At 48.9% G+C, this 13,690-nt stretch carries 11 protein-coding genes; 8 read left to right on the top strand and 3 right to left on the bottom strand.

What is annotated here, in order from left to right:
* The first annotated feature begins 140 nt into the window (after positions 1 to 140).
* From miaB to groL, 7 genes are all read left to right on the top strand, one after another.
* Positions 141 to 1,571: a tRNA (N6-isopentenyl adenosine(37)-C2)-methylthiotransferase MiaB gene (gene miaB / locus PXG97_RS01855; protein ID WP_276496015.1), complete on the top strand. Its 1,431-nt coding sequence runs from the start codon at positions 141 to 143 to the stop codon at positions 1,569 to 1,571.
* 97 nt (positions 1,572 to 1,668) lie between these two features.
* Positions 1,669 to 2,946: a sigma-54 interaction domain-containing protein gene (locus PXG97_RS01860; protein ID WP_276496016.1), complete on the top strand. Its 1,278-nt coding sequence runs from the start codon at positions 1,669 to 1,671 to the stop codon at positions 2,944 to 2,946.
* Positions 2,930 to 3,457, top strand: coding sequence for an LPS assembly lipoprotein LptE (gene lptE / locus PXG97_RS01865; RefSeq protein ID WP_276496017.1), 528 nt, complete (start codon positions 2,930 to 2,932; stop codon positions 3,455 to 3,457). Before PXG97_RS01860 ends, lptE begins: the two co-directional genes overlap by 17 nt.
* Positions 3,458 to 3,481: 24 nt before the next feature.
* On the top strand, positions 3,482 to 4,933 hold the full coding sequence (locus tag PXG97_RS01870) for a hypothetical protein (protein ID WP_276496018.1): 1,452 nt from the start codon (positions 3,482 to 3,484) through the stop codon (positions 4,931 to 4,933).
* Position 4,934: 1 nt separating this feature from the next.
* A complete protein-coding gene (secG, locus tag PXG97_RS01875; protein ID WP_276496019.1) occupies positions 4,935 to 5,315 on the top strand; it encodes a preprotein translocase subunit SecG in 381 nt (126 codons plus the stop codon).
* Between the two features lie 259 nt (positions 5,316 to 5,574).
* Positions 5,575 to 5,865, top strand: coding sequence for a co-chaperone GroES (gene groES, locus PXG97_RS01880; protein WP_276496020.1), 291 nt, complete (start codon positions 5,575 to 5,577; stop codon positions 5,863 to 5,865).
* A 42-nt stretch (positions 5,866 to 5,907) separates the two neighbouring features.
* Complete coding sequence (gene groL, locus PXG97_RS01885; RefSeq protein WP_276496021.1) at positions 5,908 to 7,542, top strand: chaperonin GroEL; 1,635 nt, start codon at positions 5,908 to 5,910, stop codon at positions 7,540 to 7,542.
* Between the two features lie 92 nt (positions 7,543 to 7,634).
* Here the strand turns inward: groL and PXG97_RS01890 are convergent, their stop codons facing one another.
* Together PXG97_RS01890 and PXG97_RS01895 are read right to left on the bottom strand one after the other, a co-directional pair.
* A complete protein-coding gene (locus tag PXG97_RS01890; RefSeq protein ID WP_276496022.1) occupies positions 7,635 to 8,231 on the bottom strand; it encodes a hypothetical protein in 597 nt (198 codons plus the stop codon).
* A gap of 164 nt (positions 8,232 to 8,395) precedes the next feature.
* Complete coding sequence (locus tag PXG97_RS01895; RefSeq protein ID WP_276496023.1) at positions 8,396 to 9,847, bottom strand: peptide MFS transporter; 1,452 nt, start codon at positions 9,845 to 9,847, stop codon at positions 8,396 to 8,398.
* A gap of 615 nt (positions 9,848 to 10,462) precedes the next feature.
* Between PXG97_RS01895 and pckA the strand changes: the two genes are divergently transcribed.
* Positions 10,463 to 12,079 carry a phosphoenolpyruvate carboxykinase (ATP) gene (pckA, locus tag PXG97_RS01900; RefSeq protein WP_276496024.1) on the top strand — a complete coding sequence of 539 codons (1,617 nt, stop codon included), beginning with the start codon at positions 10,463 to 10,465 and terminating at the stop codon, positions 12,077 to 12,079.
* A gap of 38 nt (positions 12,080 to 12,117) precedes the next feature.
* On the opposite strand, the gene PXG97_RS01905 is transcribed toward pckA, so the two are convergent.
* Entirely contained in the window at positions 12,118 to 13,647 is a 1,530-nt protein-coding gene (locus PXG97_RS01905) for a hypothetical protein (RefSeq protein ID WP_276496025.1), read from the bottom strand.
* Positions 13,648 to 13,690: the final 43 nt, after the last annotated feature.

Below are 13,690 nucleotides of genomic sequence, written 5' to 3' on the forward strand. Positions count from 1 at the left end.
ATGATTTTGCTGAGCGTCAGCGGCTAACAGCCACATGCCCAACCGCCTGTTCCATACTTCAAAATTTACCAAGAGTCTCCTGCCATTCTGTCACGTTTTTGAATACATTATAGTATATTTGCAGCTACAATTGAGGTAATATGGATCCTATAGTAGATTTAGATTTTATAGATAACCGCACGCCGGAGCAAGCCGCCGCCTGCGATACCAAGGTTACAGAGGAGACAAACACAGGCAAAAGCCGCAAGCTTTACATCGAGAGCTATGGCTGCCAGATGAACTTCTCTGACAGTGAGATTGTGTCTTCGATCATGTTTGAGCAAGGCTTTGATACCACCTCTGACATTGAGCAGGCCGACCTTGTGTTCTTAAACACCTGCTCCATACGCGAGAAGGCCGAGCAAACGGTCCGTAACCGCCTGGGCCAGATCAACTACTATAAAAAGAAAAAGCCCGAGATGATGATCGGCATACTCGGCTGTATGGCCGAGCGCCTGAAGAAGTCCCTGCTGGAGGAAGAAAAGATCGTGGACCTGGTGGTGGGCCCGGATGCTTACCGCGACCTGCCGAACCTGATCAATGAAGTGGATGGGGGGCAGAAAGCTGTGAATGTGCTGCTTTCACGCGAGGAGACCTATGCCGACATCAACCCGATCCGCCTGAACAGCAACGGCGTGAGCGCCTTCATCTCCATCATGCGTGGCTGCGACAACATGTGCTCGTTCTGCGTGGTGCCGTTTACCCGTGGCCGTGAGCGCAGCCGCGATGCATACTCCATTGTGCGGGAGGCGGAGGCACTGGTGGCGCAAGGCTATAAGGAAGTAACGCTACTGGGCCAGAACGTGGACTCTTACAAATGGGCCGCAGCAGACGGAACGGAGTCTGTGAACTTTGCACAGCTGCTGGAAAAAGTGGCACTGGTGGATCCGAACCTGCGCGTGCGCTTCTCTACCTCCCACCCGAAAGATATCACGGATGAGGTGTTGTACACGATGAAGAAGTATGACAACATTTGTAAGTACATCCACCTGCCGGCACAAAGCGGCAACTCCCGCGTGCTGGAGCTGATGAACCGCACCTACGACCGTGCCTGGTACCTGAACCGCGTGGATGCCATCCGGAACATACTAGGGGAAGATTGCGGCATCTCTTCTGACATGATCGCCGGTTTCTGCTCAGAAACCGAGGAAGAGCACCAGGATACGCTGTCGCTGATGGATTATGTGCAGTACGACTATTCTTATATGTTCTTCTATTCTGAGCGCCCAGGCACATTGGCTGCCCGGAAACTGGAGGATGACGTGCCGCTGGAGGTAAAAAAACGCCGTCTGGCTGAAATCATTGAGAAGCAGCGTGAGACCTCGTTTGCACGAAACAAGCGCGACGTGGGCAAAGTGCACAAAGTGCTGGTGGAAGGCTTTTCCAAGAAATCCGAAGAGCAACTGAGCGGCCGCAACGACCAAAACAAAGTGGTGATCTTTGACAAAAAGCATTATAAGAAAGGCGACTACGTGAACGTTTTTGTACACGATTGCAGCGTAGGCACCTTGTTTGGCGAGGCGGTTGATTAGATTTGGAGATTTGGAAATGTGAAGGTTTGAAAATGCTAAAGTCTTCACATCACCTCATCTTCGAATTTCCAAATCTTTTAATCTTCAAATCTTGAAAATGCGCAATATCGATATCCAAAGTATAAAACAGCGCTTCGGCATCATCGGGAACTCGCCGCTGTTGAACCACGCCATACAGGTGGCGGCGCAGGTGGCCCCTACCGACATGACGGTGCTGATCACCGGGGAGAGCGGCAGCGGTAAGGAGTCTTTTTCCAAGATCATCCATCAGCTTAGCCCACGCAAGCATGGCCAGTTCATTGCCATCAACTGCGGCGCCATACCGGAAGGCACTATCGACTCGGAGTTGTTCGGGCACGAAAAAGGCTCTTTTACAGGTGCCCACGATACCCGCAAGGGGTATTTTGAGGTGACGGATGGCGGCACGATTTTCCTGGATGAGATTGGCGAGATGCCACTGGGCACACAGGCGCGCCTGCTGCGCGTACTGGAGAATGGCGAATTTATCAAAGTAGGCTCCTCTAAGGTACAGAAAACCGATGTGCGCGTCGTGGCCGCCACCAACGTGAACCTAATCAAGGCCGTTGAGAAAGGCACCTTCCGCGAGGACCTTTATTATCGCTTGAATACGGTTCCGATCACGGTTCCGTCCCTGCGCGAGCGCGGCGATGACATTCACCTGTTGTTCCGCAAATTTGCCGCAGATTTCTCAGAAAAATATAAGGTACAGGCCATACAGCTCACACCAGATGCCGTGCAGGAGTTGCAGGCATACCGCTGGCCAGGCAACATCCGCCAGCTAAAGAACATCGTGGAGCAGATTTCGGTGCTGGAGTACGATCGTGAAATAAGTGCAGAGGGACTCCGCCGCTACCTTCCCCGCGAAACCACTTCCTCGTTACCGGCCATCCAATCCAAGGAAGGCTCTCCGGAAGGGCCCATCTCTGAAAGGGACCTGCTTTATAAGGTGCTTTTTGACATGCGGCGCGATGTATCAGAGCTTAAAAAGCTGGTGTTTAACATGCTCACCCATCAGCCTGAGGACGAGGATTTGCTGCGCGAGCACAGGCACTTGTTCGAAAACATGGAGCAGCAGCAGTATAACGGCCGCTCCTACAAGCAGGAGCCGGTACCTAGCGAGCCTTATTACCTGCCGATCAAGCACAACCAGCCGCAGGAGTATGAAGAGGAGAAAGTAGAAGACATCCCGCACGAAACCGAGGAAGAAAGCTTATCTTTAGAAGACAAGGAGCGGGAGCTGATACTGAAGGCCCTGAAGAAACACAACAACAAGCGCAAGTACGCAGCCCAGGATTTGGGTATTTCGGAACGCACCCTGTACCGCAAATTAAAGCAGTATGACATTGAAGATTAGGACCCGCTTATTTGGCTGTATGCTGCTGTTGCTGCTACTTGTCAGTGGAGGCTGCGGCATTTACTCTTTTACCGGCACCAACCTTTCTCCGGATATTCGCACGATCTCTATCCAAAACATAGAGAACAGCACCGGAGAGGGACCTTCTAACCTGACGCAGGTGGTAACCGATAACATGAAAGACTACTACCGCCGCAACACCAACCTGACCATTGTGCAGGGCGAAGGTGACTTGCAAATAGCCGGTCAGATTGTTAGCTTTACTTACTCGCCTGCCGCCATTCAGCGCGAGGGGCAGCAGGACATTGCCGCGCTGAACCGCCTGACGCTGGGGGTGCAAATCCGCTATGCCAACGTGAAGCAGCCGGAGAAGGATTTTGAGCGAACATTCACCATCTCGCAGGATTTCCCGCAGAACGTGGACGTAACCCAACTCTCCACGGCTCAGATCGAGCAGCTTACGGAGCAACTAGTGGTAGATGTGTTCAATAAAACCGTGGCAGATTGGTAACGCCGTCTTTTACAGAAACTGAGTATGAATAAATCGGCTTTCCTAGAACTGATACAGCAAGCAGCCAGCATCACGGACCAGCAAACAGAGGAGCTGGAGAAGGTGGCCGCTACGTTTCCGTATTGCCAGACGGCGCACCTGCTACTGGCAAAATCAGCCTATGACAAGGGCAGCATGCTGTCTACGCAGCGCTTGCGCCGTGCCTCAGCCTACGCCACCAACCGCCAACTGCTAAAGCGCATCATTTATACTTCGCCGGTTGCGGCCCCTGTCTTTGACCCAACCGTTGTAGAGGAAACAAGTATAGCCCCGGCAGAAGAGCCAACCTCCCCCGCTCCACTTACAGTTCCCCTGGATCTCAGTAGAGATACAACACCTTTAACAGAAGAAGTTATACTTGGAGAGGAAGTAGAAGAGCCGGCCTTGCCAGATGCAACAACTTCTGTTGAAGCGGAGGAAGCGGAAACCGAAGAAGCTGTACCAGAACAACTGCAGCCGAGCATGGATGCAGAGCCTGAAGCAGAAGCAGAGGAGGCTCTGGAAGTTGATCTTAGTGCCGAGGAGACAGATGTGGTACAGGAAAGCACTGACACTTTCCCTTCGGATAAAGACATTCTGGAGCAGCCAATGGAGAAGCTGGACTCTGAACTTGCCCTGCTCCTGACCATCAAAAGCCTCAGCCCTTCTTTTACCGACCTGCTGGCTCAAAAGCCTGATGTAGAACCTGCGCAAGAACTACAGGAGCCTGCCGAAGAAGGCACAGCGCTGGCAACAGCCGACCAGGAGCCTCAGGAGGCGGCAGAGCCGCAGCAGGACGAGGCCCCGGAAGTATACCAGCCAAAAGATGAACTGGCAGACGTTATCGCGGCAGAAGCCGCCACAGCTGCAAGCCTATATTATAGTATAAATGGCCTTTTAGAGGACAACGGGGAGATAGCAGGAGATGCTCCTGCTTCCGAAGCCACAGCGGCCCCGGGAGAGACAGAGGTAACGTATGTCTTTGATGAGGTAGAGCAGATGTATCAGCAGGACGTGCTGGGCTACTGGATGGCCTCGAGCCGCATGGGCGAAGCGCTGCAGCTAAAAGAGGAAGGCGGGCTTGCCCGCCAAAAACCTGCGGCCTTCCATCCGGAGTTGATCCTGGAGTACAGCAAAACACACGAACTGGCTAAGGCAGAAGCGCCCGCCGCCCCGGCCCTGCACGAGCAGCAGGACATTATCGACCAGTTCCTGAAGATAAACCCAAGGCTTAAAGCGCTAAACAATATCAAGATGAAGCCGGAGCCGCAGGAAGACCTCTCTTTGAAGAGCACGAAAATAAAGCGCGGCATCGCCTCTGAGAGCCTAGCCAACATCTTTGTGAAGCAGGGGAAGGCAAAGAAAGCGGTTAAAATATATGAGCAACTCATTTTGAAATATCCGGAAAAAAAGAGTTACTTTGCTGAACAGATCGAAAAATTACAAAACCTAAGTTAACATGTATATCGCCCTTATCAGTGTCATTATTTTTATCTGCGTGCTGCTTATATTGGTTGTATTAGCTCAGAACCCGAAGGGTGGCGGCCTCTCAAGCCAGTTTGGCGGCAGCACCAGCCAGCTAATGGGCGTGAAACGCACCGGCGACCTGCTGGAGAAATTAACCTGGGGCTTCGCAATTGCCCTAGTTGTACTGACACTTGCCACACACATGATCGGAAGCTCTGGTGACGGAGCCGTAAGAAGCGTAAACGAAGAGCGCGCACGTCAGTCTCAGATGCCAGCTGCCCCAGCCGGAGCATTGCCAGGTGCTGACACAACAGCTGCCATTCCGGATGCCGGTGAGATACCTACTATGGTGGACACTGCCACGCAAGAATAACATATTCCCGTTATGGGTAAAAGCCGGTCCTCGTCAGGGCCGGCTTTTTTGTTTCCCTCCTCCTGCGCCCCAGCATGACAGATTTGCAAAAAAGTTCCGATCGGTGGCAGAAAGTGACAAACCTGGCAGAAAAAGAAGCGTTAGACACTGAAAAATTGGCTTAAAGTGGCACCTTCTGCGTATTGGCACAGGAAATGATAAGGCACAGGTGTTATTGCAGATTTCATAACAACAAAACATAACTAAATAACCAAAAACTATGTCAATCAACATCAAACCATTAGCAGACAGAGTAATCGTGGCTCCTGCTGCAGCAGAAGAAAAGACTAAGTCTGGTATCATTATTCCTGACACTGCTAAAGAAAAACCTCAGCGTGGTGAGGTGGTAGCCGTTGGCGAAGGCAAAGTATCGGAGCAAGGCGCCCTGATGAAGCCACAAGTAAGCGTTGGCGACACTGTGTTGTATGGCAAGTATGCCGGTACAGAGATCTCCATCGACGGTAACGATTACCTGATCATGCGTGAGTCTGACATCCTGGCTGTTCTTTAAGCTTATCCAAAATTTAAACCTAATCCATAAAATTTATAAACTATGGCTAAAAACATCACATTCGATACAGATGCTCGCCACAAGATTAAGTCTGGCGTAGACAAGTTGGCAAATGCCGTTAAGGTAACACTGGGCCCTAAAGGCCGCAACGTGATCATCGATAAGAAATTCGGTGCCCCTACCATCACCAAGGACGGTGTTTCTGTAGCGAAAGAGATCGAACTGAAAGACCCAATCGAGAACATGGGTGCCCAGTTGGTGAAAGAGGTTGCCTCTAAAACCGCTGACCAGGCTGGTGACGGTACTACTACGGCCACTGTGCTGGCACAGGCGATCTATACTGCCGGTATCAAGAACGTGGCTGCCGGTGCCAACCCAATGGACCTGAAGCGTGGTATCGACAAAGCTGTGGATGCTGTAGTAGCAAACCTGAAGTCTCAGTCTAAAACGATTGATAACTCTTCTGAGATCGCACAGGTAGGCACTATCTCTGCCAACAACGACCCAGAGATCGGTAAAATGATTGCCGACGCGATGGATAAAGTGGGTAAAGACGGTGTGATCACTGTGGAAGAGGCAAAAGGCACTGAAACGGAGGTAAAAACCGTTGAAGGTATGCAGTTTGACCGCGGTTACCTTTCTCCATACTTCGTAACGAACGCGGAGAAAATGGAGGCTGACTTCGACAATCCATTCATCCTGATCTACGATAAGAAAGTGTCTACCATGAAAGAACTGCTTCCGGTACTGGAGCAAGTGGTTCAGACAGGTAAAGGCCTTGTTATCATCGCGGAAGATGTGGACGGTGAGGCGCTTGCTACACTGGTAGTAAACAAACTGCGTGGCTCCCTGAAAATTGCTGCTGTAAAGGCCCCAGGCTTCGGCGACAGAAGAAAAGCTATGCTGGAGGATATCGCTATCCTGACTGGCGGCACAGTGATCTCGGAAGAGCGCGGCTATAAGCTGGAGAACGCTACCCTTGACTACTTAGGTCAGGCTGAGAAAGTGATCATCGACAAAGACAACACAACACTTGTTAACGGTGCCGGCACGAAAGACGATATCGTAGCGCGTATTAGCCAGATCAAGGCGCAGATGGAGACTACTACATCTGACTACGATAAAGAGAAACTACAAGAGCGTCTGGCTAAACTGTCTGGTGGTGTGGCTATCCTATATATCGGAGCTTCTACGGAGGTAGAGATGAAAGAGAAGAAAGACCGCGTGGATGACGCCCTGCATGCCACACGTGCTGCTGTGGAGGAAGGTATCGTAGCTGGTGGTGGCGTTGCCCTGATCCGTGCACTGGATGCCCTGAACAACGTTGACGTGTATAACGCAGATGAGCAGACAGGTGTAAGCATCATCAAGACTGCTCTGGAGGCTCCACTGAGAACAATCGTGGCTAACGCTGGCGGTGAAGGCTCGGTAGTAGTACAAGCTGTTCGCGAAGGCAAGTCTGACTACGGTTACAATGCCCGTGACGACAAATTCGAGAACATGTTTGCCGCCGGCATCATCGACCCTACAAAAGTTACGCGTCTAGCCCTGGAGAATGCGGCTTCTATCGCTGGCCTGCTCCTGACGACAGAATGCGTGGTTTCTGAGGATCCGGAAGAAGAAAAAGGTGCTCCAGCTATGCCAGGCGGCATGGGTGGCATGGGCGGCATGATGTAATCAGCCCCCGCACTAAAGTATAAAAGGCCTGAGCTTCACAGCTCAGGCCTTTTGCTTTGTACAAGTTTAAGTTGTTGAGCAGTAACTATACTTTACTCTACATCCTTGATGCGGATAGTGATATCATGCGGGGCTGTCTCGTCCCCACCAAAGTATGGGTAAAGTTGGTAGCCCTCTGCGGCTCCGGTACAGGCGCGCGGCATGCTTACCTCCTGGCCGTTCATCCTGAAAATATACTGGCCATCTTCCATACGCAACTCCAGCGGCACCTTCTGCCCTATTGGCACAGCGCCCAAAAGCTTGTAGTCCCACTTCTTATCCAAGTAAGTATAAGCTATCAACTCCAACCTGTTGTTGTACCAGCGCCAGCCAAAGCGGGCACTGTTGGTATGATGGCTGGTATTACAGTCCGATAGCCCATATAGTTTGTTGATATCCGCCTGGTTGTTGGCCTTGGCCGAAGTATAAATTGCGGTGCTATCGAACGTAACCTCGAAACGGATAAGGTGCGTGGTTCGCTTCCTGACGTTGTTCTTGTCAGAGTAGTGCGCTCCCTGTTTGATCGTGTAAACAGTTACAGGCTCCTCCTCTACCTTTGGGGCTACTTCCGCTACAGTATTACAGGCCGTAACAGAAAGGCCCAGCATGCACAGCCACAACAGCTGCCGCGCCCGAACAGAAAAAAACATTGGCTAAAAGTATAATTTGGCTAAAAGTTACATACTCTGGCAACAACACAAATTTACTGCTCCATGGTTCTCTGCCAAAGCATAAATCATAAGATAAGTCACAAAAAAAGCCCCTGATGAAAAGCATCAGGGGCCTGTTTAAAATCCTAATTCAATGATAAGGGTTAGCTAACCTCAGCCTCAAGCAACTGGCCGGTTTGTGCCTGCTCCTCATCCATTTTCTTGTCCTCCATGCCATGCGTCAGCTTATTGATACGCCTGGTCAGCACCATGAGTACGATTCCCAGGAAGATAGTGAAGCCCGCGATATACATGAATACTTCCAACTCGCCCAGGCGTACAGCCCATATACCGATCAGGGAGGCCAGTTTGTTAGCCAGGCCAGTTACGGCAAAGTATAAACCCATCATGGAAGCTACAATACGCTTCGGTGCCACTTTCGTGATGAAAGAAAGCGACACAGGCGATAGCGCCAGCTCACCGATAGTATGGAACATATAGGCAAACACCAGCCAGTGCAGCGACGAAAGCCCGTCAGGGGAAGAAGTACGCTGCAATGAGGCAAACACCATAAAGATGAAGCCAATACCCAGAATAGAGGTACCTAAGCCCATTTTAAAGATCGAAGGAAGGTTTATTCCTTTTCTTGCCAAAGCTACCCAGATAGCAGCCACAATACCTCCCAGCGTCAGGATAAAGAAGGAGTTAAGGCCCTGTAGCCATGCCGTAGGAATTTCCCAGCCAAAAACTACACGGTCAGTGTACTGCTGCGCAAACAGGTTCATGAGGCCACCCGCCTGCTCAAAGGAAGCCCAGAACACCAGTACAATGATGAAGGAGATCAGGATAACGATGATGCGGTCCCACTCATGCTTGGTGAAACCCATAAAGCCTGTGGCCTCGCGCTGGCCATCTTGCCCCTTGGTAAAGATTCTGTCCTCATCCTTAGCCGTGTCTTTCTCCAGGTTACCAACTCCGTGCAGGAATTTTCGGCCCCAGATAAACACGATTTGGCCTAACACCATACCAAAACCGGCAAGGCTAAAGCCATAATGCCAACCGTAAACTTCACCCACATATCCCACGATCAGGGAAGCCAGAAGGGCACCCAGGTTAATACCCATGTAGAAGATGGTAAAGCCAGAGTCGCGGCGGCTATCGCCCTCTCTGTACAGGCCACCCACCATGGTAGAGATATTTGGCTTAAGCAAGCCTGTACCTGCCACAATTAAGCACAAGGCCGTATAAAATGCCCATTCAGGCGGATAAGCCATCAGCAAGTGGCCGGCCACCAGCGTAAAGCCACCAATGATAACGGCCTTCTTCTGCCCCAGGAATTTGTCTGCCAGAATACCTCCCGGGATAGACATGAGGTAAACGAACATGGTGTATGTACCATACAGTTGCAGAGCCTGCTCATCCGTCCAGCCATACCCGCCCTTGGTGTTAGATACCAGGAACAGCACCAAAATGCCGCGCATGCCATAGTAGCTGAAGCGCTCCCACATTTCGGTAAAAAAAAGTACCATCAATCCTTTCGGATGACCGAACAGGGTACCTTGCTTCTCCATGAAACTTGGTGCCCTGCCTCCAGAGATATTCTGAGATGTTGACATAAATTGGTTGTTTCTGTTTATACGGTTTAGCGCATTCTAAAACTAAAAATACGACTCAGTAATGAGTTATACAAATTTGACGCCTCTCCTGTGTTACAGAAAAGTGAGTGGCGAATCATCAATGGTTTCCGTAACCGCTGTGCCCCCATGTCCTTTTTACGTTTGCGACTATGGTTTTAGCTCATTATCAAGGCAAAAGCAAGAACAACGCTGCCAAAACAATAGTATAACAATATAGACGCTCGGGCGACGCGCTTAATTAATCACCAAAACCGACCTAGAGGCGACAATTTTTATTCCCAGCGGCGTTCGAACTTGGGACGCCTTATCTCGTAGTAAGCGATAAAGGAATACCCTGCTGCTAAAGAAGCTAGCGCTCATCCCGATCAGTAACCAAGTTGCTATCAGCTAGTTAAATACTAAACAAACACTTCTTTTGCAGAAAGTTAAAAATTTGCGTGCTCTAAGAATTTGACGGTGCAAATATTTTACCAAATAAAAGACGTGAGTAACCACTTAAAAAGTGATTAGCTTCTATAGGAATATACTATTTTTTATACTTTTGTGTCATTGTTGCAGAAAACCTATCAATTCAATCAAACCCATACAATTTCAATGAAACAATCTGGAGATAAATCTAACGCAGTAGGTCTCGAGAGCATCGGCATTAAAGAGGCACAGGAAGTGCTTTGGAACCTGACTCCTGCTGAGTTGGTGGAGGAAGCCATCAAAAACGGCGAAGGAGTGCTGACAGACAATGGGGCGCTGATGTGCGATACCGGCAAGTTTACAGGCCGCTCGCCAAAAGATCGCTTTATTGTAAAGGACGCAAAAACAGCTGACTCTGTGTGGTGGGGGGATATCAACATCCCGTTCGACCAGGAGAAGTTCGACAGGCTGCATGCCAAGATGGTGGACTTCCTGAAGGATAAGAAGCTGTACGTGCGCGACGCCTACGCAGGTGCGCACCCGGACTACCGCCTGAACCTGCGCATCGTGAACACACAGGCTTGGCAGAACCTTTTCTGCAACAATATGTTCCTGCGCTTAACGAAAGACGAGATTCAAAACCACAGGCCTGAGTTCACCATCATCTGCGCCCCAGAGTTTGAGGCGGCCCCTGCTGAGGATGGAACGCGTCAGAGCAATTTCGCGATCATTAACTTCACCAAGAACATGATCTTAATCGGCGGCACAGGCTATGCCGGCGAAATGAAAAAAGGAATTTTTGGTGTGCTGAATTATATTCTCCCGCACGAGAAGAACACCCTGTCGATGCACTGCTCTGCCAACGTAGGCAAAGATGGCGACACAGCCATCTTCTTTGGGCTTTCAGGCACAGGCAAGACAACACTCTCTGCTGACCCGAACCGTGGATTGATCGGCGACGACGAGCATGGCTGGACAGCGGACAGTGTGTTTAACTTTGAGGGTGGCTGCTACGCCAAGGTAATCGACCTGACCAGGGAGAAAGAGCCGCAGATCTGGGACGCCATAAAGTTTGGTTCTATTGTGGAGAACACCCGCTTCTATCCTGGCACCCGCACCGTAGATTATACCAACAACGCTGTAACGGAAAACACCCGAACAGCCTATCCGATCAGCTACATCGATAACGCGATTGAGCCTTCAAGAGCTGACATTCCAAAAAACATCTTTTTTCTGACGGCGGATGCTTTTGGGGTGCTGCCTCCAATCTCCAAGCTGAACTCAAGCCAGGCTATGTACCACTTCATCTCCGGCTACACAGCCAAGGTGGCTGGCACTGAGGTGGGCGTGACGGAGCCGCAAACAACTTTCTCAGCCTGCTTTGGCGCGGCCTTCCTGCCGCTTCACCCAACCAAGTATGCCGAAATGCTGGGCAAGAAGATGCAGGAAAACAACGTGAACGTATGGTTGGTGAACACAGGTTGGACAGGTGGCCCTTACGGTGTAGGACACCGCATGAAATTGCCATATACCCGCGCCATGATTACGGCCGCCCTAAATGGGGAGCTAAACAACGTGCAGTACATCAAGCACCCTATTTTTGGTGTTGAAATGCCTTCCTCTTGCCCCAATGTTCCGGCTGAGATACTGAACCCGCGCAACACCTGGGCAAGCAAAGAGGAATACGATGCCAAGGCCACTGACCTTGCCTCTAAGTTTATCAGAAACTTCCAGAAATTTGCGGACTACGCAAATGATGAGATTCTGGCAGGCGCACCGCAGGTAGAAGTTACCATAGACTAAACAGGCTTTTTGAGCTTTTTCAAACAAAAGCCCTTCTGCTACATGCAGAAGGGCTTTTGTTTTAGTTTTAGCCACAGAATTACACCATCAGAAAATTCTTTTTTTCTATCAACAGTATACTTTGTTAAAACTTTACCTATTAATTCTTCCAAGTTAGTCTTATCGCCAATCCATATAATTAACTTCTCTTCACTCTCCTTTTCAAACTGCTCACTTAGATGATTTCTGAAGCCCTTTGTGATTTTCAAAGTGCCATATATGTTCCTAAAGTATAATATTTCGGGAAGGTTGGAGAAGGCAGTTTGATTATTTGTGTAATTAGGCAGCCAATTAGCAGATTGTAAATCACTTATAATTTCCGATTCATAAAAAGCTTGATCTGTTAGCCCTTCAACTCCAACATCAAACGATTGCTTTGAGTATGAATAGTAGCGGTTAAAATTATATATAGCTGTTACTCCAAAAAATAACAGCAAAGCCCCGATTCCCACCCTGCTTTTAACAGAAACTAGATGATCTGCTATACAAACTAATATGAGCAAGAAAGAAAAAAAGGCAGGGGAGGTTAATCTAGCATCTGGAAAATCACTTGACTGAAATAGCGAGGAGAAGAAGATTAAAAGAAGCGAAAGAACAGAGTTAATCAGTAATATCAAAAGCAGTGCTTTCTTTGCCTTATTTTGTTTAAAATTAAGATAGACAAAGTAACCAATGCCAGCTATTGCGATTCCCAATAGTATTATCGTCAATATTCCAGCATGAGGATGTTGTGGGTAGGGTAAAAACCATTCCCACACAGCTTTCGCAACCATTACAAGGGAATACTTTAGGTGAGCAAATTCCACTGTTCTACCCTCTCCTGTGAAGGTAGAGCTAATCAGGAAATTTCTAATTAGCCACAGAAGAAGAGGAATACAGGAGAGAATACCGAACAACAAAGTCCTTTTTAGTTTGTTAAAAGCACTTTCATTTCCGTAAAAGAAAAGAATCAGACAACCTGTCGCAATATTTACAATACCAGCATACCTTACCAAGATGCTTAGTGCTGCCATTGTTATACAGAAAAAGAGCATGTACCTTCCCTGGCCTGTAAGATACCTATCCAAGCCAACAACAAACATGATTGTAAATAAAATAAAGTAGGTTTCAGTCCATAAATATGAAAAGGGGAAAAAAGTTGGTGGGGCTGTAATAAACAAGATTAGAGTGATGACAGAAAATAGCCTTGATTTTGTAAATTGATACGCCAATGTACCAATAATGCAGAGAACTGTGAAGTATACACCCACAACTTGGAGGCTATAAAAAAACAGTTTATTGTCAATTTGCAAAAAATGTGCTGTGGACAAAAAAATGCTGAATAATGGAGGCCAATCCGTGAAATAGGTGTCCCGATAGGGTAAAAAAAAGATACCTTCAGAATAAAAACTGTTTGCAGCTGCCCAATATGCTACTGAGTCATTAGACAAGCCAATCCCATAGGTAGAAACTGAAAGTGCCAATACGGCAGCTGCTAACAACGACATGGTAAAAACCTCTGAGGGACACCAACTATCTTTTAAAGCCATATTTTTGCAAGATTGACAAAATGTTAAGCAACTACATCAATTA

Origin of the sequence: Pontibacter litorisediminis (assembly GCF_029360645.1) — a bacterium.
In the GTDB taxonomy this organism is placed as follows: Bacteria; Bacteroidota; Bacteroidia; order Cytophagales; family Hymenobacteraceae; genus Pontibacter; species Pontibacter litorisediminis.

Bases quoted from the DNA above. Each gene is read 5' to 3' on its own strand.
- miaB (WP_276496015.1), top strand. From the start codon at position 141: ATGGATCCTATAGTAGATTTAGATTTTATAGATAACCGCACGCCGGAG.
- PXG97_RS01860 (WP_276496016.1), top strand. From the start codon at position 1,669: ATGCGCAATATCGATATCCAAAGTATAAAACAGCGCTTCGGCATCATC.
- lptE (WP_276496017.1), top strand. From the start codon at position 2,930: ATGACATTGAAGATTAGGACCCGCTTATTTGGCTGTATGCTGCTGTTG.
- PXG97_RS01870 (WP_276496018.1), top strand. From the start codon at position 3,482: ATGAATAAATCGGCTTTCCTAGAACTGATACAGCAAGCAGCCAGCATC.
- secG (WP_276496019.1), top strand. From the start codon at position 4,935: ATGTATATCGCCCTTATCAGTGTCATTATTTTTATCTGCGTGCTGCTT.
- groES (WP_276496020.1), top strand. From the start codon at position 5,575: ATGTCAATCAACATCAAACCATTAGCAGACAGAGTAATCGTGGCTCCT.
- groL (WP_276496021.1), top strand. From the start codon at position 5,908: ATGGCTAAAAACATCACATTCGATACAGATGCTCGCCACAAGATTAAG.
- PXG97_RS01890 (WP_276496022.1), bottom strand. From the start codon at position 8,231: ATGTTTTTTTCTGTTCGGGCGCGGCAGCTGTTGTGGCTGTGCATGCTG.
- PXG97_RS01895 (WP_276496023.1), bottom strand. From the start codon at position 9,847: ATGTCAACATCTCAGAATATCTCTGGAGGCAGGGCACCAAGTTTCATG.
- pckA (WP_276496024.1), top strand. From the start codon at position 10,463: ATGAAACAATCTGGAGATAAATCTAACGCAGTAGGTCTCGAGAGCATC.
- PXG97_RS01905 (WP_276496025.1), bottom strand. From the start codon at position 13,647: ATGGCTTTAAAAGATAGTTGGTGTCCCTCAGAGGTTTTTACCATGTCG.